Genomic DNA, 23922 nt, shown 5'->3' with positions numbered 1-23922 from the left:
CCGACAGCCGGCAAGGCGTGCTTTGCAGGCAATAGTCGTTCTAATTGTCAAAAGGCGCAGCGCAGCCGATGGATGCTACAAGTTCACCCACAGGGTGCTACCGTGATGTTCTGCAACTGTGTACAGTACTTGAAAAGGGAGTAACCCTTTCCAGCGCGCTGTGCCTTGCTGCATAACACCACGGTAGCGCTAACCGGCAATATCATATGGATAGGGTACTAGATTATTCTGCAAAGAGCGCTCTGACTTTTTCTTCCATTGGCGGCCGCATACCGGCTTTGCGGCCGGCCTCAACCGCTTCCTCTATGTCGGCGCCCTGGCTGATGAGGTAACTTGCCCAGATTGCGCCCGCCCGATTACCCGACCCGCAATGCACCAGAACCGGTTTGGGCGAATTATTCATGGCTTCAGTGAATGCTTCCACGTGTTCCTTACTGATATTGGCGACCGTCATGGGTATGTTGACATAAATCAGAGCCGCGCCTTCAACCAGCGCTTTTTCCTCGCGGGTGCCTTCATTGGCGGTACGCATATCAATCACGGTTTTGAAACCGTGCGCTGCCAGCAGGGGTGCGCCGCCATCGCCGATTAATCCGGATGTAGCAACCTGTGGCGCTGCACGATTGTAATTTTGAACAGTTTCAACCTGATGTCCGAAAGGAATCCGTCCAGCATATACAGTAACGGAAAGCAGCGTCATCATCGTAACAATGATTATTAAAGCGTATTTCATGATAAGCCTCGTTTTATAATTCTAATTAACGCGAATGAACGTGTAACTGGTAAAGTGGATGATAAGGTAAATTCTGCCTGATTTGTAGTATTTTAACGGGATATCCCAGTGGTCGCGATAGAAATGCCGGCTACCTGGCACCCCTTGCACAGATCCCAGCGTGCACTACTAATACACTGGGCTCCTGCCTCAGGTTCCGGCGGCAAAGCGATCGAAAGGCAAGGCGTCTCCACAAGCGCCCCAATCGCTCCCATGTCATGCGCTGGCGCTGGCTTCTTCGTCTTAGCATTCGAATCCAATACCAGGCCGCACGATTGAAAAAGTATTTTAAACTGGCACCATTTCCTGGAACCGCGTAGCGTAGTCGTAGCAGTTCAAGTGACCCATGAGGATTCGCCTTAACCATACGCCAGTTTCGGATATTGGCGCGTGTAAACGCTCACGCAGCGCATGCTTGACCTCTAGAAGTTGAGTCCGCATTCGCTTCTTGATTGTCTTTCTTCCGACAACAAACCACTCTCTCTTTTTTGATTTCGTACAATAATGTGTAAAACCCAGAAAATCGAAAGTATCCGGTTTTCCCTCACCCATTTCCTGATGTTGAGCCTTGGCAAATCGCCATTATCGCACAGCAAGTATATCAGCACGTTCACGCTGCTCGATTTTTTCGGATGAGAAATCTCAAAAAAACAGATCAGTATTTCCGAAAAATTGAATGCTATCGAATTATCTGTTAGGGTGGTTCTTGAAGCAAGCCTTCAGGTTAACAGGTTTACCTGTTCAAAAACCGGGCAAATTTAAATGAACCCAAAGGAGTTATGCATGCATAACAGATGGATTAACAGTATAGTTACTGCTTGTTTATTAAGTATTCTTTGTTCGATACCGGCAATGGCACAGAATCAGGGTAATTCCGAAGCTGCGGAAATCACCTACACCAATGAAGAACTCAAATCTTTTCTTATCGCAAACGCCGGTCTTTATCAACTGCAGCAGCAGGCTGTTTCCCAAATGCAAAATACGGAAACAGATCAACAAAAGCAGGAAGTTATGCAGTCGATCAATCAACAAATGCTGCAAGTACTACAGCAGGCTGGGTTAACGGCGGATGAGTATAATTCGATGGGACAGACTATTCAGTCTGACGTTCAGTTGCAGGAGAAAGTCCACACAATTGCATCAGAACTATTCCAGCAGGAAGAACACCAATAACCTGCGAAAGCCTAGTCTAGCCGGATATTACATCGGTTGCTGGAATTTAAACGCTGAGCTGTTTTGAATTGAGCGTGTTCGCGGCCGCAGGCGCAGTTATTCTGCGGGATAAGGACATGTGCGCTCAATTCAAGATAAAGCAAGTTAAAACCCGGAAAGTAGATCCGGGGTATAGACTGTATTTTTGTCAGAATCCATGAAAACCGCTAGACATAATAATTTTTACTATAATGATAACAATTATCATTTACAAAATGAATAATGCTCAGTATACTAACTATATCAACATACATTGAGCCCTTATCTGACGATGTATTGCCGCACCGATCAGCGCATAGCCAGTATGCGTAGCCGGATGATTGGAACAGTTAACATTTATAGCATTATACAGGAATGTTACCCAGCATATCATTGCGCCGAATAGCTGCTGTGATGTGCTGGGATTTTTTGTTTGCCATTCCGTGCAGCCCAATTACAGCAAGCCGGAAAACGCATGATTGGTTTCAAATCTTGCACGCAAGCACCAATGACCAAGGCTCCCCAACAGTTAAAGCTGCGTTTTATCGTTTTTTGTCCAACAGACCCGGTTGCCTGAGTACGTGTTTGGATTGGCCATTCATGCACACACGCTTTATAATCAGGTAACAATTCATAAAGTGATCGGTATAATTTCCGAATCCTGTAACTGGTGGCTGGTCACGTACAATAAAATATCAGCGATGAATCCGCAACAGCATGAATTCTAATCTCAATCTTTTGCAACCTTACCCATTTCAAAAACTGCGAGAACTGTTTGATGGTGTCACACATAAGGCGGGTTTAAACCCGATTAATCTGCATATTGGCGAACCCAAACATGCAACGCCGGATTTTATCCGCCAGTCCGTGGCAGACCATTTAAACAGGTTGTCACATTATCCGACGACACAGGGTACGCCCGAGCTGCGTCAGAGTATCGCTGACTGGGTCATGCGCCGGTTTAACCTGCCTGCAGTCAACCCGGACATTGAAATTATTCCCGTAAACGGCAGCCGTGAGGCTCTGTTTTCATTCGCTCAGGCCGTTATCGACACCACGGCAAAGCCTGCGCCTTATGTCGTATGTCCGAACCCCTTTTACCAGATATACGAAGGCGCGGCATTCTTGGGCGGCGCCTCGCCGCAGTATATCAACACCACCGCGGACAAGGCATTCAGACTGGATTTCACTCAACTACCCGGTACAGCCTGGCCGCGCACGCAACTGATTTATGTCTGTAATCCAAACAATCCGACAGGCGGCGTCATGTCGCTGGATGAATGGCGCCAGCTTTTTGAATTGTCCGATCGTCACGGCTGCATCATTGCCGCCGATGAATGCTATTCCGAAATCTATTTCGACGAAAACCAGCCACCACTCGGCGCACTGGCAGCCGCACATCAATTGGGCCGCACAGGATTTCCCCGGCTGGTTGTATTCAACAGTCTGTCCAAACGGTCTAACGTACCGGGATTACGCTCAGGATTTGTTGCAGGTAACGCACAGATTCTGGAAAAATATTTACTGTATCGCACCTATCATGGCTGCGCCATGAATCCCGCATCGCAGGCAGCCAGCATAGCCGCCTGGAATGATGAAAACCATGTGTTGGAAAACAGGCGTTTGTACACCCAGAAATTTTCCAAGGCAACAACCATGTTATCCGGCGCAACGGCAGCACAAATGCCTGACGCAGGCTTTTATCTGTGGTACAAAACGCCAGTCAGCGATACTGAATTCACAAAACGGCTGCGCCGCGATTACAATGTCACCGTATTGCCAGGCAGCTACCTGGGCCGTGAAGTACGCGGGGTCAATCCGGGCGAAAATCATGTACGCATCGCGCTTGTTGCTTCACTGAACGAATGCACCGAAGCGATCGACCGGATAAAAAGTCTGTTAAACAACCTGGGCTATGCTTAGGCGTATTAACAATTGGCAAATTATTAAGATCCTGGCCAGAAACATCAATAAAACTCTACTATCAAATCAGGAAAAACTATGAAAGAACTGCAAGCCACAATCGAAGAAGCATTTGACCGCCGCGCCGAAATCACCCCGCGCAATGTAGGCGCCAATCTCAAGGAGTCTATCGCACAGGTGCTGAATATGCTCGACAGCGGCAAACTGCGTGTTGCCGAAAAAATCGGCGGTGAATGGGTTACCCATCAGTGGATCAAAAAAGCCGTGCTGCTGTCTTTCCGCATTGAAGACAACAGTTTTATCAAAGGTGGCTTTTCCAATTATTTTGACAAAGTGCCCTCAAAATTCGCGGACTACAGCTCGCGCGATTTCCGCGACGGCGGCTTCCGCGTTGTTCCGCCGGCCGCGGTTCGTAAAGGCGCGTTCATTGCCAGCAACGTGGTGTTAATGCCGTCGTATGTCAATATCGGTGCTTATGTCGACGAGGGCACAATGGTTGATACCTGGGCCACGGTCGGTTCATGCGCACAAATCGGCAAAAATGTGCATTTATCCGGTGGCGTTGGCATCGGCGGCGTGCTCGAACCCGTACAAGCCAATCCGACGATTATTGAAGACAATTGTTTTATCGGCGCACGCTCCGAGATCGTTGAAGGCGTGATTGTCGGTGAAAATTCGGTTATTTCTATGGGTGTATATATAGGACAGAGCACCAAAATCTATCATCGCGAGACCAAAGAAGTCACGTTTGGACGCATCCCGCCCGGTTCGGTTGTTGTCTCAGGCAGTCTGCCTTCAGCCAATAAGGAATACAGCCTTTATTGCGCGGTGATTGTCAAACAGGTTGACGCCAAAACGCGCTCCAAAACCGGAATAAACGAATTGTTGCGGGGTATATAACGGACCGTAGAGCAGTCGCCAAATCGTAAAGCTGTCAAACGATCCGCTTATTCCTTGTTTCGGAATAAAGCGCGCCTGCCGGGAACGGACAGGCGCGCTTTTTGATCGTCCACTTCATTCCCGGGTTTGTAAGATTCAGTCACTTGACAGACAACTGGTTATCGACCTCTTTGACACCGTCAACCATCCAGGACAGCATATTGATTTTGGTAATCTGGTGATTATTCGCCACAGTTCCGGTTAGCAGTACGTTACCATCATCAACCTTGAGTTCTACATCGCTGCCTTCCAGGTCTGGGTCTGTATTCAATTCGTAAGAGATTCTGGCATAAATGGTTGAATCATCATAAGTAATACCGGCCGGTTTTTCGACCCACGATTCGTGCGTTCTTTCCGCATAATTTTCGCAGCCGGCCAACAAGAATGCACCTACGATCATTGCCAGCATTGGTGATTTATAGCGATTATACATAGACCTATTCCCTAATAATATTCAGAGATATCTTCATGTCCAAACTAAAATAACTCAGACAAATATTTCAATTATACAAATCAGCGCAGTTAACCGCATTTTACACTTCTGTATGCATCTGCTGTGTTTTATTATATTAAAGACAACGCCCGGCAAATATAGCACAGTGAATCATAGTGCTTCTGCAGGACCATAGACAAACCCGTCAATCGACGGCCGGTTTTCTTCAGACACCAATATTGCATCATGTTGACGATTGACGTATTACATTAATATATGTCAGGGTCAAGAATGATAAAGAGCTTTAAACGTAAGCGCCAGGCGGAAAAGCGTCTCCGAATACTGGATGCCGCCAATACGCTTGAACGCTGGTTGATTATCCAGTAATCGCTTTAAACGCTTATCCGGCGAATTTCTCGCTGATGAATTAACAGAAATTGGCATGACACGCACGGGACCCGCACGGCAAATTGACGTGTCATCAAACCGCATCTCACAAATTATTCGCGGCAACCACAGGAAGAAACGCACATTTAGCCCGGATATTGCATCAGTTGCTGGAATTTAAACGCCGAACTGTGTTGAATTGAACGTGCTCGCAGACGCAGTTATTCTGCGGCATAGGGAGCACGTTCAATTCACTTCATCGAATGCAACCCGATCGTGTTGCCTTCGGTATCCGTCACCAACGCAATAAAGCCGTATTCGCCGATAGAAAATTTTTCTTTAAGTACCTTGCCGCCGTATTCGGCTGACCGGGCCTGCTGGATTGCGCAGTCGTCGCAGGCAAAATACACGATCGTGCTGTTGCCGCCCGCCGGACAGCCCTCCATTTTGACCAGCGCGCCCATGGCGCCGTATGCGTTCTGATCGCCAGGAAAGCACCATAATTCAACATCCGGACTATTCAACGGCTCCAGTTTGCATTCAAACACCGTTTCGTAAAACGATTTTGCTTTTGCCATGTCGTCCACATAAATTTCAAACCAGCCAATCGGGTTTTTCATATCGCGCCTCCAGTATTGTTGCTGCATTAACTAACGCCCGGCCATAAGAAATGGCCGGACAGGTTTATGAAACAAGGCATCAGACCTCAGGCCTCAGCGGCCCGGTGCATTGAAAAAATTGACCATCCATTGTGCAAATGGTTGATCATCCAGTGTTTTTTGCAGAGATGCAATCCCCCGCTCGACACGCTCTGCCGGAATGATGCTGCGACGGATTTCCATCAGTGCGTTGGCGTAATCCTTGATAAACTCCGGGTGCCCCTGGACGCTTAAAAAATGATCGCCGCAAGCCAGCATGTAATAAGGGCAGAACGAACTGCCGGCGAGCACATCGATATCGACATTCGGCGGCAACGCGACCACCTGGTCCTGATGGCTGGCGACCAGATTCAGCGCCGGTTGCACCGGTTGCATCCAGGGTCTGGTGTGTACCACCTGATTGACCGTCACGCCGATTCCCCAGCCTTTGCCGGACTTTCTGACCTCGCCGCCAAGCGCCTTGATCATGAGTTGGTGACCGAAGCAGATACCCACGTACCGCTTTTTCGCCTGGTGCAGTTGACGAATAAAATCTTCCAGCCGCTGAATCCACGGTTGTCCGTCATTAACGCCATGACGGCTGCCGGTGGTGATATAGGCGTCGCACTCGTCCAGGCTGCCGGGATACTCGAACGCCTGCACGCGAAACACCCGGAACTGATATTCCGCCGCTACGTTGGCAAACAACGCGGTAATCATCTGCGGATAATCGCCGAATCTCGGCTGCAGTTCTCCGCGCACATGGTCGCACTGTAAAATACCTATGTTCATACTGTATTATGCATCGTCATCAAATTAAAGCACACCTCTAAAGCTTGCCATTAACGGCATCGGCAAAAATAGCGCTGTAGCGTTCGGCGCTGAAGTTTACCGGATTACCGCTCGCAGATGGGTCGGCAACAGCCATTTCTCCAACCCGCTCGGCCTGTGACGTATCGATGCCAATCATGGACAGGTTGCGCGGTATGCCCAGCTGGTCGCGTAATGCCAGCACCCAGTCCATAAAACCGTTAAAAGTATTTGTATCGAGCGCTAAAAAACCGGTTAAGCGTACGATCCGGTCTTCGATAGCCGCCTGGTTCGCCTTGAGGATATACGGCATCAGTATGGCGTTGAGCAGTCCGTGGTGCGCATCGTATAGCGCGCCCAGAGAATGTGCGATGGCGTGCATGCCGCCCAGGCCTTTTTGAAAAGCGGCCGCGCCCATCATTGACGCGGTCAGCATGTGCGTGCGCGCTTCCAGATCCTCTCCGTGCGCAACAGCAATCGGCAAATATTGCTTCACCAGGCGCATGCCTTCCATGGCGATACCGTCGGCCATCGGATGATAAAACGGCGCGCAATACGCTTCCAGATTATGCGACAGCGCATCCATGCCGGTTGCAGCCGTAATTTTCGTGGACAGCGACACAGTCAGCTTCGGGTCGAGAATCACTTGAGCGGGCATCATTTTCGGGTGAAAAATAATGCGCTTGCGCTGCTGTTCGGTGTCGGTGATTACGGACGCGCGGCCCACTTCGGAGCCGGTCCCGGCAGTGGTAGGTACGGCAATCACGGGCGCCATGCCTGCTTCGTTCACACGCTGCCAGTTATCCCCGCAATCTTCGAAATCCCACAACGGACGCTGCTGCCCGGCCATCAATGCGACCACTTTACCGGCGTCGAGCGCCGAACCGCCCCCCAGGGCAATCACACCGTCGTGACCGCCTGCATGATAAGCGGCAACGCCGTCCATGACGTTCTGGCCGGTCGGATTACCCTTGATGCCACTAAAAATCGTGCAACGTACGCCGGCTGCATCGCAACGGCCGACAATTTCCTGAATAAACGGCAACGCCGCCAGACCCGGATCGGTGACCAGCAGCGGCGCTTGCATGCCCTGCTGTTTACAGGCGTCGGGCAGTGTCCGAATGCGGCTAATGCCGAGGCTGATTGCGGCGGGATAATTCCAGTTGGCGTGTAGATCCGGCATGTTGCGCCTCTTACGATACGATTTTGATATGAAACGACTTGGGGCGGGTAAATGCATTAAACCCCAGTTTCGACAGCGTGCAACCGCGCCCTGTGTTTTTTACCCCGGTCCAGGCCAGTTCGGGATCGAGATAATCGCAGCGATTGACAAAAAAGGTGCCGGTCTCGATCTGTCGCCCCAGTGCCTCGGCCGCTTCGATATCCCGGGTAAAAACCGATGCCGTCAATCCGTATATGCTATCGTTCATCAGCGCTACCGCCTGTGCATCCGAATCCACTTTCATAATCCCGGCAACCGGCCCGAAGGTTTCCTCGGTCATCACGCGCATGCCGTGATTCACCTCAGTGAGCACCTGCGGCGCCATATAGGGCGTGCCAGCCTGATCCAGCGGAAAATCCGATGGCGTGATATGCGCCACGGCACCCTGCGCGACAGCCGCATTAACCTGATCCCTGACAAATGCCGCCGCTTGAGCATTGACAAGCGGCCCCAGCGTGGTTTCGGGGTCGTCGGAGCGGCCCAGCCGGTATTGGCTGACCAGATTGACAAACTGTTCAACGTAACGCTCATAAATCGATGCATGCACATAAATACGCTCAATGCCGCAGCAGGATTGACCGGAATTGAAAAAAGCACCGTCCACCGTATTCTCCACGGCATAATCCAGATCCGCGTCCGCGCGGATATAACTCGGGTCCTTGCCGCCCAGTTCCAGCCCGACGCCGATAAAACGCCCGGCGGCCAGTTGTTCAATGCGCGCGCCGACCGGCACCGAACCGGTAAAAGCGATGAAATTAACCTGCCCCGACTGAATCACATCCTCCACAGCCGCATGCGACATATGCAGATATTGAAACACGCCTTCCGGAACACCGGCCTGCGCAAACGCCTCAGCAATCCGTTCGGCGCACAGCGGCGTTTGCGCGGAATGTTTGAGAATGACCGTGTTGCCGGCCAGCAATGCCGGAATAATCGAATTAATCGGCGTATGCAGCGGGTAATTCCACGGCGCGATCACCAGCACGTTGCCGGCAGGCTCGTGCTTGATGTAGCGGATAAAGCCGGGCCTGTCGCCGGCCCGTACCGGCGCGAGCGCTTCATCTGCAATGGAAATCATATAGCGCGAGCGCTGCGCAAAGCTGGCGACCTCATTGGCGGCGTAACGGATCGGCCTGCCCATCTGCCAGCACAGTTCCTCGGCAATCACCGCCTCGTTGGCGGCAAAAGCCTCAACCGCGCGGCTGCACAGCGCCTTGCGTTCTTCCAGCGGCATACTGCGCCAGCCTGCCTGCGCCTGTTTTGCCTTTGCCAAAGCCGCATCAACCTGCCCGCTACTGGCCAATGCGCGTTCGGCGTAGACTGAGCCGTCAATGGGGCTGATCGTTTGTCGTATCTCTGTCATGGTTCTAGAGGGTGTCGTCATGTGTTATGTGCAATTCTGTTTGTTTTTCGGACAAAAGGATCAGGTTTTTGTGCCGCATGACATGCCAGAGCATATTCAAGGCGCAAAGACGACGATAATTTTGTTCGAAAAACAAACCCGAGGGGCGCGGCATATTTTTGCACCTGTTTGTTCAAAGCGCTTGAACATAGCTATGGCTATGCTCTGCACGCTTTTCACAAACATTCATCAAAAATCTGCGCGCGCATAATTGTACATAACACATGACGACACCCTCTAGATAATTTCAAAATACCGCTCCAGCTCCCACTCGGTAATGTGTTTGCGGAACTGACGCTCCTCCCATTCGCGTGTCGCCACAAAATGGTCGACAAACGCGTCGCCGAACAGTTCGCGCGCGGCGTCGGACTGCTTGAGCCGTTGCGCCGCGTCCCATAGCATCGCAGGCAGCGCCAGATGCGACGGCGGCTGATGCTGATACGCACTGCCTTTGATAAACGGCTCCGGTTCCCACTGCTGCATCACCCCGTACAGCCCGGACGCCAGCGCCGCGGCCAGCGCAATATACGGGTTACCGTCGGCCGCGCCGATCCGGTATTCGATACGTTGGGATTTCTCGCTGCCCGGAATCACCCGCAAAGCCGTGGTGCGGTTTTCCACGCCACAGGTCGCGCCGGTCGGCGCCCACGCGCCCGGAATCAATCGGGTATAACTGTTCACAGTCGGCGCAACCATCGCCAGAAACTCCGGCATCAGCCGCTGCTGCCCGGCCAGAAAATGGCGTTGGGTGACGCTCATTTGATGCTCCTGATCCGCGTCGTAAAACGCGGAACGGCCTCCGTTGCGGTAACGCAGCGACAAATGGATATGCCCACTCTGACCGGGATAATCCGGCGACCATTTCGCCATGAACGTTGCCATCAGGTCATTGCGCTGCGCCAGCACTTTCATGAACGTTTTAAACAGCGCCGCCTTATCGGCCGCATCACCGGCATGATCCACCGCCAGCGCCGCTTCGAGCACGCCCGGCCCGGTTTCGTCGTGCAGTCCTTCAATCGGAAAATCCATCGCCTGCGCCATTTGCAGGATCTGTTCCATGAAACCGGCGTGCACCGAGCTGCGCAGCACCGAATATCCGAACCACCCTTGCGTCAGCGGCTGCAGGTTCCTGAAGTTTTTTTCGCGCACGCTCCCGGATGTTTCCCTGAACATGAAAAATTCATACTCGAACGCGGCAAACACATCAAAACCCATGTCGCTTGCACGCTGAATCACGCGCCGCAACAGATTGCGCGGACAGATCGACGCCGCTTCCTGCGCAAATTCGCAGATAAACAGCAACGTGTTTTCTTCAAACGGAATCTCGCGGCAGCTGTCAACGACAATACACACCGGCGCGTCGGGGTAGCCGGTATGCCAGCCCGTATAGGCAGTATTGTCGTACAGCTGATCCTTCGAATCCCAACCCAGCACCACGTCGCAGAAAGCAATCCCGTCCACCAGCGACGCGAGAAACTTGTCCGCGCTAAGATACTTGCCGCGCATCACGCCGTCGATATCGAAAATGCCGATTTTGACATGCGACAGATTGCGTTCATTAACGATCCGCCGCGCGTCTTCGATGGTTTTGACTGCTCTGGGGTTTAACATGGCAACCTCGGTTGTTTTCAACGTATCCTGTCAAACTGTCAAACTATGCTGTTTTACCCTGCTGTAAGTTGATAGCGTACACACAAATCGGTTGAGAATAAACCGGCATCATGACATCTTCGTGAAAAACGGTGTCATTGTCAGAACACTATCCCGACTGTCAGGAAAATGAGCAAAGTGGCTGATGATTGAATTTATCGTCTCGGTACCGGTACTCGATTATCGCGCGATAAAATGGGCATCTGCTGTGGCTTTGCATCGCTCATAACAGAGATTCATCGTCCAGAGATTTCATCGATCAGCGATATGGGGACAAAACAACACGAAACCCGAGATAGTAGTTCCGGAGGTCCGGCCTGAGGTCGTAACGCACAGCACAACGCACGCAGTCGTGGATGAAGTCGAACGCACCGCCGCGCAACACGCAAACGGACAAATCATTCTTTTCCCGTTGCTGTTAGGCTGCCGTATTCACGGCCGGATACGGATAATCACCTTTTTCGGAACGCGTCCACTCCCAGACATTACCCGCCAGATCATGACAACCATAGGGACTGATATTGCCAGAATATATTCCGGGTGTCGAAATGCCGCCCGCATTCATCTGGTAATTGGCATAACTGTCATCAATCAGATTACCCCATGGATAACGCCGCTGGGATTCAGAATTGGATTTCATCGCATAACCGGCAGCAGGTTTTTCAAAAGCAATCGTTGCGATACTGTTCACCAAGGGTGTGACAGGCATATCCAGACCGCCGCGCGCGGCTTTTTCCCATTCCGGTTCGTTCGGCAGGGTCACGCGCCATCCTTCGGGAAGCGCACCACTTTTCTGCCAACGACGCGTCAGCCAGTCGCAGAAAGCCAGCGCTTCCTGTTGAGAAATCAAAACAACCGGTAAGTTACTGTCGGCCTTCAAGGCATCGGTATCGCCCAGCTCAAAACCGCTGTCGTCAGCAAACATTCGAAACTGCGACACCGTCACCGGATACTGCGCGATCCAGTAATCATAATTCAGGTCGTATTCGCCAGAGGGTGTTTCTCCCAACAACCACGCTTCATTCTCATTGTCATACGCCCCTTTTCCCATGAAAAACGGCCCAGCAGGCACATGACAAAACCGCATGGCATCCACGTTAGACACTTCCGGGCGTAGATCGCCGATCTTCGCCAGATAACGGCCGATCGCTACCCGTTCCAATACCGGCAGGTGCGGTGTTATCAGCACCTCAGGCAAAACACACTGTATCCGGTTGAATATTTTTCCCGCTTGGGATTCAGGTCGCTCAACGCCACGCTCTCCGCCAGGATTTCACCTGCCAGGCGGAAACCCCACGCCTCACATCTGGACAGCTCTTGATAGCCATCGCGTTCTGTCAGCGCCTGCAACAACCTCCATACCGGGCCAGGTTCACACAGCACCCGAATGCCGCCAGCTAATATCACCACTTCACGCCAGCGGTCCGGATCGGCCCGGGCCAGTTGCGCGATCAATTCCTGCCAGGTGTCATCCACCAGATCGGCGGACTGCTTTGGAAACAAATTGAACAACGCTTTTTCTTCCCGGCGCAGATAGGCCGCAGACAGATATTCCTGAAAGCTGCGGTGCGGGAAGGTATAAACAGCGTCCTGTTCGTTACTGCCCCCACGCTGATACAAAATACCGACCCGGTCACGCAGATATTCAAACAGCTCCGCAACATTGACATCCTCTGCTTCATCGCTTAACGCATCTTTAAGCTCTTTTGCGGCAATATCAGCGGTATCCTGCTGTCCGCCCTGCTGGGTATGCGCCTGGAATGCCAGTTTTTCAAGCACTTTTCGAATCGCATCCTGTCCGATCTGCAAAAATTCCGCCAGGCTGGCCTGCGCCAGTTGCCGGGCTTTGCCGGCATCGCCATCGGCCACGTTAAAACGGGCTTTCTCCCATTTATTCACCAGCAATTTCAACAGGCTTTCATACAGGTCGGCTCGCCGCTCGGGCCATTCATGATGGTAGGCATGCAAACAAGCAATCAGACTCAGCAACAGCGGACGCCTGGCCAAATCCCGCGAATCGGGACGGCCCAATACCTTGTGTTGCAATTCTTTTCCGCGTTCGGCAGTTGTTGCTCTGTCCAGTGCAGGCAGGCGGTCGTACCAGCGCTCGATAAAGCGGATGATCTGGCCGCGTTCAAATGCGGCCAGCTTACCGGAAGCGAACCCCGGCAATTGCCACTCCCGGTCGCGGTACGCATACGGACGGCAGGTCACCAGATACCGGCAGGCTCCGAAGCTTTTAACAAAACCGTCGATACAGGCCACCAGGTGTTTGCGCCTGTCACCAGCCCGCGGCACTTCATCCAGTCCATCCAGCATGACCAGCACCTGCCCGTTTCGCAGATGTTCCTCCAGCACCTTGAAATAGGCTTCACACCCTTTGCGCTTCAAGTCCGATTGCAGAAACTCGAGCAAATGATGGGTTTCGGGCATGTCGTGATCATTCGGGAAACTAGCGGAAGCGGAGAAATCACGCAAAATGATTCGCAGTGGAATGAATACGCCCTGGCTCCAGTCCTGCCGTACTTCCACCCGGGATGCGTCAACTTTACGCGTTTGTGGCCGGCCGTCTTCATCCGGTAACGGCTGTGTCAATGTCATTAAATTGACCGAATCGCCCAATTGCTCGCCAGCCAGACACAGCGCCACGAAATTGACAAACGCGCTTTTGCCGCTGCCCGGATCGCCCAGCAGCACCAGCCGCGGCTCACGATTCAACAGTTCGACGGCTGACAAGCGCCCCTGCCTGACCGGGTCTTCTTCGTTTACGTCTTCCCTGGATGCGGGCAATTCCTGCTTATCACGGAACTCCGTGAGCAATTCGGTATAAACCGCGTCCAGACACATGCCGCCTTCCCCTTCTTCCAGATTCATCAGGGAGAGCCAGTCCAAACCGCCGCAATCGGCGATCAGCCGCCGCAGATATTGCATCTCCAGCTTTCTGATCGCCTCTTCGGTCAGACCGGATTGAGTCACAAAATGGTTTGTGACTGTAATCGGTGCATAATTTTGCCCGACACTGACACTGCCACGATTCGCATTATTATTCGTTGTCTGGTCTGTCATATTCACCGACTTTGAACAGTTTGCTGTAGTTTAAGAAAAAAGCCGCCTTGTCGACAATCCGCTGAAACAGACCCGCTGAATCAGTTTTTATCAACTCACGCCAATTTTTTAACATAAAACACACAAAACGCGATGCGCACCCTGAAACCATTATTCATATAAGATCACAGATCAAACACAATTGTTAAAGCACCCTTGATGGGATCAATATATTGACTTTCGAGTTTTCCCTGTTTCCGTCTGATCCGCAAAATATCAATCGCCCGTAATTGCTTCAAATTGATATGACGCTTTTTATCAAGCCCATTTGCCTTGGTCGGTTCCAAGTTTACTGCAAACGGCCATGATTTATGCTCTGGAAGCAACGGTGCAACAATTAAGGTCTTTGATTCTATATTTACAAAATCACCCTGAATAATGACACACGGTCTAAGTTTTTGAGTTTCTGCACCTTTGGTTGGTTCAAGATCAACCCAGTAAATATCAAGCTGCTTGTAATCAGTCATTCGCTAAACCATCAGATGCTGTGCTGTTCCATTCCTGTAACTCATTTTGATAATTTTCATCTTCTGCTTCTTCCTGGTTGGCCTTGAGAAGCTTTTCCTTTAAAACAATTTTCCGTTGTTGCTCCAAGAGATGGTTGATATACGCACTGCGGTTGTTACCAGCAACACTATTTAAAAATGTGAAATTACTGTCATTAAGAGTGATTGTTGTCCTATGCATCATATTACTCATCATCTAATAAATCATACTATCCATCATGCATTATGATATGATTATTGTCCAGATAATTCGTATAGAAGACCACTGGTGATCGCAAAGTGACAACATTTTGCACGTATCCTCAACAGGCCCCTTCTCTTCCTAAGAAAAGAAGCCACATAAGGGCATCTCTAAAAATATACATATTTACTGATACAGGATTCAATCACGCAACTCAGTTTTTTTGACCTTGAGAATCGCTATGAACAGCTAAGCAAGCTGGAAGATCCGCTTGAAGAGCTCAATCGTATGATCGATTGGAATTTATTCGCTGATCTTTGAGAGTGTACGTCCCCGGTAACAACCAGAACACTGACACGAGCATCAAGGGTGAACAAATTTTTCTTTCATTTGCCTATATTATCCGATATAGTAGGATTATATCGGATATTTTTATAAAGGTATGACGCTATGGTGATGATTAAAAAAACCATTACGGTAACAGATCAACAGGAAGAATGGATTAAATCGCAAATAGCCAGTGGTCACTATGGCAATGACAGCGAACTGTTGCGTGATTTGATCAGACGGGAACAATCCCGGAATTCCGAGATTGAGATCATTCGTGAAGCACTGATCAAAGCAGAAGGAAGCGGTTTTAGCGATCGTACTCCTGATGACATCAGGAAGGCTGTAAAGAAGCGGTTAAAAGATAATGGCAAGTTTATAGGCTCAGCCAGACAGCAGATGAAGATTTAGATCGTCTTTATGAATATGGTGTCCTGACTTTCGGCTTGGAACAGGCCGACCGATATTATGACGGGTTAATTCAGAGGTTTCAGGAATTGGTAGAAGCACCGCGTCTCTGGCAAGCTGTTGATCATATTTGTGCCGGATATCGACGTAGCGTCTACGGCAGTCATTCCATCTATTACCGTATTGATGGCGATGCTATTGAGATTATGCGTATCTTGGGACATGAAGATACCAAAACTCAGTTTTAACCATCCCATACATAGTCATACACTTGCATTCAATATGCCAATAGTAGGAATATTTTCTTGTATTTAAGAAAAATATTTGCTACAGCTTTATCAGCATGACCGCCCATGCGTTTTTTTATAACGCATCTCATCAGCCGCCCGAAACTTTCGGTGCATGCCCTTACACTCCATCCTGTTATCAATATTGAATGTGCATGCCATACGGTTTGTACATTGAAAGGAATTACTATGTCACTGAATATCGAAAAATACCGCAAACATCTTGCGCCGCTTAAGCTAGGTAAAGAACAAGAAGAAAAGGTTATTCGTTTTATATACGCGATCATGGGGGAGTTTGTTTCTGCGGCATTTGGCAAACACCCGGTTCAGCAGGCCGTGGATGAGAAAAACCGAAAATCTTTGCAAGAGCAAAACCGCGTGATAGATTCTAGGGATCGCAACAGTCAGAACAATAAGGAGCCTCGATCATGACACAACAGGCCGTTATTTATTGCCGCATTTCCAGCTCCAAGCAAGTGACCGAGGGTCACGGCCTTGCCAGCCAAGAAACACGCTGCCGCGAATACGCCAAACATAAGGGCTATGACGTGATTGACGTATTCCGTGATGAAGGACTGTCCGGCAAATTGCTGGATCGTCCGAATATGAAGGCGATGCTGTCATACATTAAGAAACGCAAGGCCGATAAACCGGTAGTGATTATCGACGATATTAGCCGTTTGGCACGTGATATCGAAACCCATATTCATTTGCGCACCGCGATTAACGATGCAGGTGGTAAATTGGAATCGCCATCCATCGAGTTCGGCGACGATTCCGACAGTCGTTTGGTCGAGCATCTATTGGCGTCTGTTGCCGCACATCAGCGTGAAAAGAATGCCGAACAGGTACAAAACCGGATGCGGGCGCGGATGATGAATGGCTATAACGTGTTTAATGCGCCGACTGGCTACCGTTACGACAAGGTGGGTAAACACGGCAAATTACTGGTACGTGATGAACCTTGTGCATCTGTGATGACTGAAGCATTGGGCGGATTTGCTTCGGGGCGTTTTGAAACACAAGGCGAGATCAAACGTTTTCTAGAAAGCTCACCGCACTTCCCAAAAGACAAATCCGGTGAAGTTCATCTACAACGGGTTAAAAATATTCTGACCAATATCATTTATGCCGGGTATCTGGATAAACCGGACTGGAATATCAACCTTATCAAAGCTCACCACGAACCGTTGATCAGTTATGAAACCTACCAGAAAATACAGGAACGTCTAAATGGCAAAGCCAAGGCGCCAGTGCGCAAGGATATTAATGAAGATTTTCCACTACGTGGGTTTGTGGCTTGTGCGTCTTGCGGTAACCCCATGACGTCTTGCTGGTCGCGGGGTACGGGCGGACTTTATGCCTATTATTTATGTCACGGCAAACATGATGACGGTACGCGGTGCGATCTGTACGGAAAATCTATTCGCCGTGAACAAGTGGAAAGTGATTTTGAGAAACTACTCGGTGAAATGAGGTCATCTAAGGAAATGCTTCTCCTATCTGCTGATATTTTTACCGATTTGTGGAATGCTAGATACGAAGCAGCCAAACAGGAAGCCGAGGGCATCCGCCGCAATATCTTGCAAATTGAGCGCAAGGCCGAACAGTTTTTTGACCGAATTACTGAAACGGACAGTGATACGCTAATTACGGCTTACGAGAAGAAAATCCGAAAACTGGAGGAAGAAAAGATCATTTTGGATGAAAAAATTGCGAAATGTGGTCGTCCGCTAGCTTCGTTTGATGAAACTTTTCGAACTGCACTTTCGTTTTTATCAAACCCACAGAAACTCTGGGCTTCCGATAAGTTAGAGCACAAAAGAATAGTTCTGAAACTCGCTTTTAGCGAGCCAATCCAATATTGCAAAAAAGAAGGTTATCGAACTCCCCAAAAAGCGCTTCCCTTCTCGCTTTTGGAGGGGGTAGATACCAACAATTCAAAAATGGTGCTGACAAATTGATTCAAACCACAAGTGCCGGTCCGGTTACAGCGCCCTTCTGTATTTTATTCGCGTGTATCAGTGCTTCTCAACATCCTGAATATCAATCACATTATCGCCCAATCCATCACAGCACTGGCATGCCGCTGAATCATTGGGCTGGTCATTATCAACACAGGCCCTGCAGCATTCCCAGCGGGGGCCATTGGGACTTAGTGCAGTTCCTTGCAGCGCTTCAATAATCACCTTGTTAAAATCGAGCTGCGAAAAACCTCTGGCTTCCATCGATTCGGCAAGCGCGACAACTGCGCGTGTCGAAGCCTTGCAAGACAACTGGCTGTAAAAAGCTTTATTTTTGGCGTCATATTTTGCAGCTTCCGCCGCTACCGGCGGTATGATCAATACCATGCCTAAAAGCACGGTGAAAAAATGGAAATACAAGTTTCTTACGTTCATGATCGGCACTCCTGTCAACATGTGTTTTTCATTGAAATCCTTCTACTATTTACGATATTCAGGGTACCAGCAGTTGAATAATGACACAGTGAAAAATCCCACAGACACATACTGTTACTTTTTTGACTTGCCGCTTTTTTACACATTGGAGCTTTGTATTGATACGGCTAATAATCTGCACATCCTGTTGCGTGTTGCAGTTACACGCTGCAGTCTGAATCAGATTACGCACCATCCTAATGGTTTCACTTAGTTAAGAATAATGGTCACCCCGGTTTTTTTAACACTTTATATTGTTTAGACTCACAGTTTTATTTATAGGATCGTTAAAGGAGCGTGATCATGAGAAATGTAACGATAAAAATCTCCGCTGCTGTGACTGTTTTGGTATTTATGTGCATTGTTCTACCTATGAGTGCTTTTGCTACAGGACAGAATGACGTGTCAAATTCGACTGCATTAGAAAGCACCGGCAAAGCAGATCACGCAGCACTGGCGCGCCATTATGAGGAACAAGCCAACGAGATGTACGGCAAAATTGAAGAGCAAATCGAAACGTTGAAAAAAAGATCACGCAGCAGCTACCTGGGAAAACGTGGGCGGGATATTAAAAAGCATGTGAAGTATAAAATCCAAGAATTTGAAAAAGCAGCCGAGGAGAGTCTGGAGAAAGCAGCCTACCACAAAAAAATGGCCGGGGAGCATAGTTCTCAACCGGTCCTTGCGGAATCGGGCAATACCAAAAGCTAAAAAATAGATGTTATAACAGCTCTTATAGTCAATTTTAAAACCCACTTCGGTGGGTTTTTTTATGTCCGATTTTCAATCGAAATCGTCCGGACAGACCATTCTGATTCCGCCCATGACCTGACAAAATCTCCACACACGACCACACATGATGCGCAAGCCAAATAATCGCCACGATGAACTGCTTTTACCAGCTACGGCATTTATCTATCAATCACGATGTTGAATAATAACCGATTGCAAAACTGGACAGTTTCGATAATCTATCGGCTCAGACTTCATCCCAATGATTCTTAATCGTTTTTTACTGATGACATAAAAACTCAGTAAAAATACGGGTTAATTGCCGGCTTTCTCATTCCTTTATTTCCAGCTGCCTGTGCTAATTTTGCAGAGATTTTTGAACCTTGACTGTTTATTTACTCCAGGGACTTTCTGCAATGTTAGTTATCGTTGGCTATATCATTATCCTAATATCTATTTTTGGCGGTTTTGCGCTTGCAGGCGGACATTTGGCCTCATTATGGCAACCGGTTGAAGTATTGATGATAGGCGGTGGCGCAATTGGCGCTTTCGTTGTCGGCAACTCCAGCAAAGCGCTTAAGGCGACTCTTAAGGGCCTTCCCGGCGTTCTCAAGAGCTCGAAATATACCAAGGCCGTATACATGGAGCTAATGACATTACTCTATGAAATCCTGGGAAAAATCCGCAAAGAAGGATTGATGTCAATCGAGGCGGATGTCGATGACCCACAAAACAGTCCGATTTTCACAAAATACCCAACGATTTTGGCTGACCACCATGTAACAGAATTCATTACTGATTATCTGCGTTTGATGGTTAGCGGAAACCTGAATGCATTAGAAATTGAAAATCTCATGGACAGCGAACTCGAAACGCATCATCAGGAAGGTGAAGTGCCGATTCATTGTATAGCAAAACTGGGAGACGGCTTACCGGCCTTTGGTATTATCGCCGCAGTCATGGGGGTTGTTCACACCATGGAATCCGTGCATTTACCACCCAGTGAACTGGGCATATTGATTGCTGCGGCATTGGTTGGGACTTTTTTAGGTATTTTGCTTGCTTATGGTTTTGTCAGTCCATTGGCGGCCAAGCTGGAACATCAGTTACATGAATCAAGCAAACTACTTGAATGTATCAAAATCACTCTATTAGCCAATCTGAATGGCTACTCGCCCGTTCTGGCTGTTGAGTTTGGCCGAAAGGTTTTATTCTCCACCGAGCGGCCATCATTCATGGAACTTGAAGAACACGTGAAAAAAAGCAAGGCTGAATAACACGTGTAATGAAGCCCGGAACTACAAAAAACGAGGTCATGCATGGTTGAAGATCTTTCTCAACGTCCTATTGTTATCAAGCGCATAAAAAAAGTTGCTGGCGGACATCACGGTGGCGCATGGAAAATTGCCTACGCAGACTTTGTAACAGCGATGATGGCATTCTTCCTGCTGATGTGGCTGCTGGGATCGGCTTCTCAAGGCGACCTGGAGGGCATTTCCGAATATTTCAGAACACCTTTGAAAGTTGCCATGTTTGGCGGTTCAAGTGTAGGCGATGCTACTAGCATTATAAAAGGCGGCGGCACCGATTTATCCCGGAGCAGCGGTCAGGTAAAAAAAGGCGAAACTGTCAAGGAAGTACTGGACTTGAAAGCAGCCCAAGCCGAACGCGAGCGTCTGGAGTTGCAGCGCCTCAATCAGCTGAAAATTAACCTGGAAAAAGCCATTGACGCCAATCCACTTTTAAAGCGATTTAAAAACCAGTTGTTACTGGATATTACTACGGAAGGACTGCGTATTCAAATTGTGGACGAACAGAACCGTCCAATGTTTGCAAGTGGACGCGCAGATTTGCAACCGTACACAAAAGTCATTCTGCATGAAATTGGGAAAATGCTGAACGATGTTTCAAACAAGATCAGTCTTTCGGGGCATACGGATGCAACGCCGTTTCCAACCGGCGACAAGGGCTACAGTAACTGGGAGTTATCCGCTGACCGAGCCAATGCATCCCGAAGAGAATTGATTACCGGTGGAATGGATGCAGACAAAATATTGCGCGTAGTCGGATTATCGTCGGCAGTGTTATTTGATAAGGAAGATCCTTTTAATCCGATTAACCGCCGTATCAGCATCATTGTCATGAATGAAAAAGCTGAAAAAGCAATTACGCATGAAAATGAAACAGTGCACATAGATGGAAAAACAAATTTAGACGCACCGATACTTTTGAAACCAGCCATTTCACTGCAAGATTAACTTAAGATTTTTCAGATATGTCCACCACTGTTATGAAAACCAGCCGCAGCCCGGTATTGATGGCGTTATTTTCTCAGTTGATCGCATTAACCGTCATAGCCCTGCTAGTCAGCATTTCACCGTGGCTAACAATTTTTGAATGGGCTTTATTACAAGGAATTCTGGCTGCGTTTATCAGCTATTTTTTAAAGATGGATATCTGGTGGGTTCCAATCCAGCTATGTTTTCTTCCGGCATTAATTACAACACTTGCACTCGGATTTCCTCCGTTATGGTTCGGCATTGGTTTTTGCATGCTTGTATTGGTGTACGGAAAAACATATCAGACACAAGTTCCTTTATATCTCTCCAGCCATGCAGTCACGCAGGCGTTATCGACATACCTGCCGCAAAAGAAAAATTTTTCTTTTATTGACTTAGGTTGTGGCTGCGGTGGGCTTCTCAGTTTATTAAGTAAAACCAAGGCCAACGGTACTTTTCATGGCATAGAAGCTGCATTGCTGCCATATTTCATTGGCAAAATAAAAAACTTGCTTGCGAAAGCAGACTGCAACATTCAATGGGGCGATTTATGGCAGCAAAATCTGTCTCGCTACGACATCGTATATGCGTACTTATCGCCTGCACCAATGAAAATACTCTGGAAGAAAATATGCAGCGAAATGCGCCCTGGCAGTGTTTTTATCAGCAACACCTTTATAATTCCGGATATTGCTCCTGATGACTGTATCAAACTCGATGATTTTTCGGGCTCCACTTTATATATCTGGCGAATCAGATCCGACAGCGATACATCCGTTACGAAAATACAAAATCCAGTCATACCAGAGAAAGTTTAATTTCGTCGCCAGGTCGTTCCCTGCGGACTGTCTTCAAGAATGATACCCGCATCTGTAAGATTCTGGCGTATTGTATCCGCCTCGGCATAATGCCCGTTTTTTCGGGCTTTTAGCCGTTGCTGTATCATCTGTTCAATCTGTTCGGCGGAAATGCGCTCTGTTTCAGACGAATCAGGTGCGTGCTGCAAATACAAATGCGGCGATTGCTGCAGTAACCCCAGAACACCGCCCAGTAATTTAAGTAGCGTTGCATGCAGTGCTGACCGCGTTTTATTAACAATACTGGCTAGCTCAAACAGAACCGCAATCGCTTCAGGCGTATTGAAGTCGTCGTTCATCGCAAACTGGAACGCCCGCGCATGTTCATTTGTCCAGTCTATTTCGCTGCTATCGACGAATTCAAAATCTTTCAGCGCAATATACAAACGATCCAGAGCAAGCTTCGCATCCCTTAGATGTTGATCCGAATAGTTCAACGGACTGCGATAGTGCGCACGCAATATAAAAAACCGGACAACCTCTGGTTGATAGTTTTTTAGCACTTCTCTTACGGTAAAGAAATTGCCCAGCGACTTGGACATTTTTTCACTGTCGATCCGGACAAAGCCGTTGTGCATCCAGTAATTGACAAAAGGATGATCGTGCGCCCCTTCACTCTGGGCTATTTCATTTTCATGATGCGGAAACTGCAAATCCTGACCGCCGCCATGAATATCGAATTGCTTGCCCAGATAGTGTTCGCTCATGGCGGAACACTCGATATGCCAGCCCGGCCTTCCCCTGCCCCACGGCGATTCCCAGGAAGGTTCACCCGGCTTGGCGGATTTCCACAAGACGAAATCCAACGGATCTTTTTTATTTGTATCGATTCCAACACGTTCACCCGCCCGCAGATCATCCAATGATTTGCCAGACAATTTTCCATACCCTGGGAAACGATGCACCGCATAATAAACGTCACCATTAGCAGCCACATAGGCCAATGATCTGTTGACCAACTTCTGAATCATAGCAATCATATTTTCAACAAACTGCGTGGCCCGCGGTTCGTACGTTGGCCTGTCAACACCCAGTATCGCAGCATCCTGTTCCATTGCTGCAATGAAACGTTCTGTCAACAATTTAATCGTTTCATTATTTTCAAGTGCACGTTGAATAATTTTATCATCGATATCGGTGACATTCCGGACATAAGTGACCTCAAACCCACTCACTCTCAACCAGCGAACAACCATATCGAACACAACCAGAACACGCGCATGACCAAGATGACAAAAATCGTAGACTGTCATACCGCATACATAGATTGTCACTCTTCCGGGCGTTAAGGGGACAAAATTCTGCTTGTCGCGTATTAAAGTATTATAGATTTTCAACATGCGAGGAAACGTTATAATTGTAGAATGATTCGTCTTCTTGATAGAATCCAGTGCGAGCACAAAAACTTGGGGAGTATAACATACCAAGTTACCGT

At 48.8% G+C, this 23922-nt stretch carries 24 protein-coding genes; 11 read left to right on the top strand and 13 right to left on the bottom strand.

Going from position 1 to position 23922, the window contains the following annotated elements; translation table 11 throughout:
- Positions 1-223: 223 nt before the first annotated feature.
- On the bottom strand, positions 224-733 hold the full coding sequence (locus tag BMY60_RS00660; protein WP_090330394.1) for a protein tyrosine phosphatase family protein: 510 nt from the start codon (positions 731-733) through the stop codon (positions 224-226).
- Between the two features lie 822 nt (positions 734-1555).
- On the opposite strand from BMY60_RS00660, the gene BMY60_RS00650 reads away from it, so the two are divergent.
- The 3 genes from BMY60_RS00650 (at position 1556) to dapD (ending at position 4786) form a co-directional block, all read left to right on the top strand.
- Positions 1556-1945 (top strand): DUF4168 domain-containing protein, encoded by a 390-nt coding sequence (locus tag BMY60_RS00650; RefSeq protein WP_177166520.1) that lies wholly within the window; start codon positions 1556-1558, stop codon positions 1943-1945.
- 735 nt (positions 1946-2680) lie between these two features.
- Complete coding sequence (gene dapC, locus BMY60_RS00645; RefSeq protein ID WP_090330390.1) at positions 2681-3886, top strand: succinyldiaminopimelate transaminase; 1206 nt, start codon at positions 2681-2683, stop codon at positions 3884-3886.
- A gap of 78 nt (positions 3887-3964) precedes the next feature.
- Positions 3965-4786: a 2,3,4,5-tetrahydropyridine-2,6-dicarboxylate N-succinyltransferase gene (gene dapD / locus BMY60_RS00640; RefSeq protein ID WP_090330389.1), complete on the top strand. Its 822-nt coding sequence runs from the start codon at positions 3965-3967 to the stop codon at positions 4784-4786.
- 139 nt (positions 4787-4925) lie between these two features.
- Here the strand turns inward: dapD and BMY60_RS00635 are convergent, their stop codons facing one another.
- The 10 genes from BMY60_RS00635 to BMY60_RS00580 all read right to left on the bottom strand — a co-directional run bounded on the left by BMY60_RS00635 (position 4926) and on the right by BMY60_RS00580 (position 15162).
- Positions 4926-5258: a BON domain-containing protein gene (locus tag BMY60_RS00635; RefSeq protein ID WP_090330387.1), complete on the bottom strand. Its 333-nt coding sequence runs from the start codon at positions 5256-5258 to the stop codon at positions 4926-4928.
- 638 nt (positions 5259-5896) lie between these two features.
- Positions 5897-6265, bottom strand: coding sequence for a VOC family protein (locus tag BMY60_RS00625; RefSeq protein ID WP_090330384.1), 369 nt, complete (start codon positions 6263-6265; stop codon positions 5897-5899).
- 93 nt (positions 6266-6358) lie between these two features.
- On the bottom strand, positions 6359-7075 hold the full coding sequence (locus tag BMY60_RS00620) for a glutamine amidotransferase-related protein (protein ID WP_090330383.1): 717 nt from the start codon (positions 7073-7075) through the stop codon (positions 6359-6361).
- A gap of 37 nt (positions 7076-7112) precedes the next feature.
- Positions 7113-8276 carry an iron-containing alcohol dehydrogenase gene (locus BMY60_RS00615; protein WP_090330382.1) on the bottom strand — a complete coding sequence of 388 codons (1164 nt, stop codon included), beginning with the start codon at positions 8274-8276 and terminating at the stop codon, positions 7113-7115.
- A gap of 10 nt (positions 8277-8286) precedes the next feature.
- Entirely contained in the window at positions 8287-9678 is a 1392-nt protein-coding gene (locus BMY60_RS00610; protein ID WP_090330380.1) for an aldehyde dehydrogenase family protein, read from the bottom strand.
- 276 nt (positions 9679-9954) lie between these two features.
- Positions 9955-11349 carry a glutamine synthetase family protein gene (locus tag BMY60_RS00600; protein ID WP_218141588.1) on the bottom strand — a complete coding sequence of 465 codons (1395 nt, stop codon included), beginning with the start codon at positions 11347-11349 and terminating at the stop codon, positions 9955-9957.
- 436 nt (positions 11350-11785) lie between these two features.
- Positions 11786-12556, bottom strand: coding sequence for a formylglycine-generating enzyme family protein (locus BMY60_RS00595; protein WP_256250608.1), 771 nt, complete (start codon positions 12554-12556; stop codon positions 11786-11788).
- Positions 12550-14433, bottom strand: a complete 1884-nt coding sequence (locus BMY60_RS00590; protein WP_090330375.1) for an NACHT domain-containing protein — start codon at positions 14431-14433, stop codon at positions 12550-12552. Before BMY60_RS00590 ends, BMY60_RS00595 begins: the two co-directional genes overlap by 7 nt.
- A 164-nt stretch (positions 14434-14597) precedes the next feature.
- Positions 14598-14939 carry a type II toxin-antitoxin system PemK/MazF family toxin gene (locus BMY60_RS00585; protein WP_090330374.1) on the bottom strand — a complete coding sequence of 114 codons (342 nt, stop codon included), beginning with the start codon at positions 14937-14939 and terminating at the stop codon, positions 14598-14600.
- A complete protein-coding gene (locus BMY60_RS00580) occupies positions 14932-15162 on the bottom strand; it encodes a type II toxin-antitoxin system MazE family antitoxin (RefSeq protein WP_090330373.1) in 231 nt (76 codons plus the stop codon). The genes BMY60_RS00585 and BMY60_RS00580 overlap by 8 nt, the downstream gene beginning before the upstream one ends.
- Positions 15163-15609: 447 nt before the next feature.
- On the opposite strand from BMY60_RS00580, the gene BMY60_RS00575 reads away from it, so the two are divergent.
- The 4 genes from BMY60_RS00575 to BMY60_RS00560 all read left to right on the top strand — a co-directional run bounded on the left by BMY60_RS00575 (position 15610) and on the right by BMY60_RS00560 (position 18145).
- On the top strand, positions 15610-15897 hold the full coding sequence (locus tag BMY60_RS00575; RefSeq protein WP_090330371.1) for a type II toxin-antitoxin system ParD family antitoxin: 288 nt from the start codon (positions 15610-15612) through the stop codon (positions 15895-15897).
- A gap of 23 nt (positions 15898-15920) precedes the next feature.
- On the top strand, positions 15921-16142 hold the full coding sequence (locus BMY60_RS16520; protein WP_371264173.1) for a type II toxin-antitoxin system RelE/ParE family toxin: 222 nt from the start codon (positions 15921-15923) through the stop codon (positions 16140-16142).
- Positions 16143-16247: 105 nt separating this feature from the next.
- On the top strand, positions 16248-16613 hold the full coding sequence (locus BMY60_RS00565) for a hypothetical protein (RefSeq protein ID WP_256250595.1): 366 nt from the start codon (positions 16248-16250) through the stop codon (positions 16611-16613).
- Entirely contained in the window at positions 16610-18145 is a 1536-nt protein-coding gene (locus BMY60_RS00560; protein ID WP_090330370.1) for a recombinase family protein, read from the top strand. The genes BMY60_RS00565 and BMY60_RS00560 overlap by 4 nt, the downstream gene beginning before the upstream one ends.
- Before the next feature lie 57 nt (positions 18146-18202).
- Here BMY60_RS00560 and BMY60_RS00555 read toward each other — a convergent pair whose 3' ends face one another.
- On the bottom strand, positions 18203-18580 hold the full coding sequence (locus tag BMY60_RS00555) for a hypothetical protein (protein ID WP_090330368.1): 378 nt from the start codon (positions 18578-18580) through the stop codon (positions 18203-18205).
- A gap of 342 nt (positions 18581-18922) precedes the next feature.
- Here BMY60_RS00555 and BMY60_RS00545 point away from each other — a divergent pair, with 342 nt between their 5' ends.
- The 4 genes from BMY60_RS00545 to BMY60_RS00530 all read left to right on the top strand — a co-directional run bounded on the left by BMY60_RS00545 (position 18923) and on the right by BMY60_RS00530 (position 22448).
- On the top strand, positions 18923-19330 hold the full coding sequence (locus BMY60_RS00545; protein WP_218141587.1) for a hypothetical protein: 408 nt from the start codon (positions 18923-18925) through the stop codon (positions 19328-19330).
- Positions 19331-19767: 437 nt separating this feature from the next.
- Positions 19768-20628 carry a flagellar motor stator protein MotA gene (gene motA / locus BMY60_RS00540; protein WP_090330366.1) on the top strand — a complete coding sequence of 287 codons (861 nt, stop codon included), beginning with the start codon at positions 19768-19770 and terminating at the stop codon, positions 20626-20628.
- Between the two features lie 42 nt (positions 20629-20670).
- On the top strand, positions 20671-21609 hold the full coding sequence (motB, locus tag BMY60_RS00535) for a flagellar motor protein MotB (protein WP_090330365.1): 939 nt from the start codon (positions 20671-20673) through the stop codon (positions 21607-21609).
- A 17-nt stretch (positions 21610-21626) separates the two neighbouring features.
- A complete protein-coding gene (locus BMY60_RS00530) occupies positions 21627-22448 on the top strand; it encodes a class I SAM-dependent methyltransferase (protein ID WP_177166519.1) in 822 nt (273 codons plus the stop codon).
- Here the strand turns inward: BMY60_RS00530 and cysS are convergent.
- Positions 22445-23827, bottom strand: a complete 1383-nt coding sequence (gene cysS, locus BMY60_RS00525; protein WP_090330364.1) for a cysteine--tRNA ligase — start codon at positions 23825-23827, stop codon at positions 22445-22447. The two genes, BMY60_RS00530 and cysS, sit on opposite strands and share 4 nt — an antisense overlap.
- Positions 23828-23922: the final 95 nt, after the last annotated feature.

It is taken from the genome of Nitrosomonas sp. Nm51 (assembly GCF_900111165.1).
Taxonomy (GTDB): domain Bacteria; phylum Pseudomonadota; class Gammaproteobacteria; order Burkholderiales; family Nitrosomonadaceae; genus Nitrosomonas.
This window is presented reverse-complemented; position numbering and strand designations above follow the sequence as displayed.

Coding starts and splice junctions, on each gene's coding strand:
- BMY60_RS00660 (WP_090330394.1), bottom strand. CDS start 733: ATGAAATACGCTTTAATAATCATTGTTACGATGATGACGCTGCTTTCC.
- BMY60_RS00650 (WP_177166520.1), top strand. CDS start 1,556: ATGCATAACAGATGGATTAACAGTATAGTTACTGCTTGTTTATTAAGT.
- dapC (WP_090330390.1), top strand. CDS start 2,681: ATGAATTCTAATCTCAATCTTTTGCAACCTTACCCATTTCAAAAACTG.
- dapD (WP_090330389.1), top strand. CDS start 3,965: ATGAAAGAACTGCAAGCCACAATCGAAGAAGCATTTGACCGCCGCGCC.
- BMY60_RS00635 (WP_090330387.1), bottom strand. CDS start 5,258: ATGTATAATCGCTATAAATCACCAATGCTGGCAATGATCGTAGGTGCA.
- BMY60_RS00625 (WP_090330384.1), bottom strand. CDS start 6,265: ATGAAAAACCCGATTGGCTGGTTTGAAATTTATGTGGACGACATGGCA.
- BMY60_RS00620 (WP_090330383.1), bottom strand. CDS start 7,075: ATGAACATAGGTATTTTACAGTGCGACCATGTGCGCGGAGAACTGCAG.
- BMY60_RS00615 (WP_090330382.1), bottom strand. CDS start 8,276: ATGCCGGATCTACACGCCAACTGGAATTATCCCGCCGCAATCAGCCTC.
- BMY60_RS00610 (WP_090330380.1), bottom strand. CDS start 9,678: ATGACAGAGATACGACAAACGATCAGCCCCATTGACGGCTCAGTCTAC.
- BMY60_RS00590 (WP_090330375.1), bottom strand. CDS start 14,433: ATGACAGACCAGACAACGAATAATAATGCGAATCGTGGCAGTGTCAGT.
- BMY60_RS00585 (WP_090330374.1), bottom strand. CDS start 14,939: ATGACTGATTACAAGCAGCTTGATATTTACTGGGTTGATCTTGAACCA.
- BMY60_RS00580 (WP_090330373.1), bottom strand. CDS start 15,162: ATGATGCATAGGACAACAATCACTCTTAATGACAGTAATTTCACATTT.
- BMY60_RS00575 (WP_090330371.1), top strand. CDS start 15,610: ATGGTGATGATTAAAAAAACCATTACGGTAACAGATCAACAGGAAGAA.
- BMY60_RS00565 (WP_256250595.1), top strand. CDS start 16,248: ATGCGTTTTTTTATAACGCATCTCATCAGCCGCCCGAAACTTTCGGTG.
- BMY60_RS00560 (WP_090330370.1), top strand. CDS start 16,610: ATGACACAACAGGCCGTTATTTATTGCCGCATTTCCAGCTCCAAGCAA.
- BMY60_RS00555 (WP_090330368.1), bottom strand. CDS start 18,580: ATGAACGTAAGAAACTTGTATTTCCATTTTTTCACCGTGCTTTTAGGC.
- BMY60_RS00545 (WP_218141587.1), top strand. CDS start 18,923: ATGAGAAATGTAACGATAAAAATCTCCGCTGCTGTGACTGTTTTGGTA.
- motA (WP_090330366.1), top strand. CDS start 19,768: ATGTTAGTTATCGTTGGCTATATCATTATCCTAATATCTATTTTTGGC.
- motB (WP_090330365.1), top strand. CDS start 20,671: ATGGTTGAAGATCTTTCTCAACGTCCTATTGTTATCAAGCGCATAAAA.
- BMY60_RS00530 (WP_177166519.1), top strand. CDS start 21,627: ATGTCCACCACTGTTATGAAAACCAGCCGCAGCCCGGTATTGATGGCG.
- cysS (WP_090330364.1), bottom strand. CDS start 23,827: ATGTTGAAAATCTATAATACTTTAATACGCGACAAGCAGAATTTTGTC.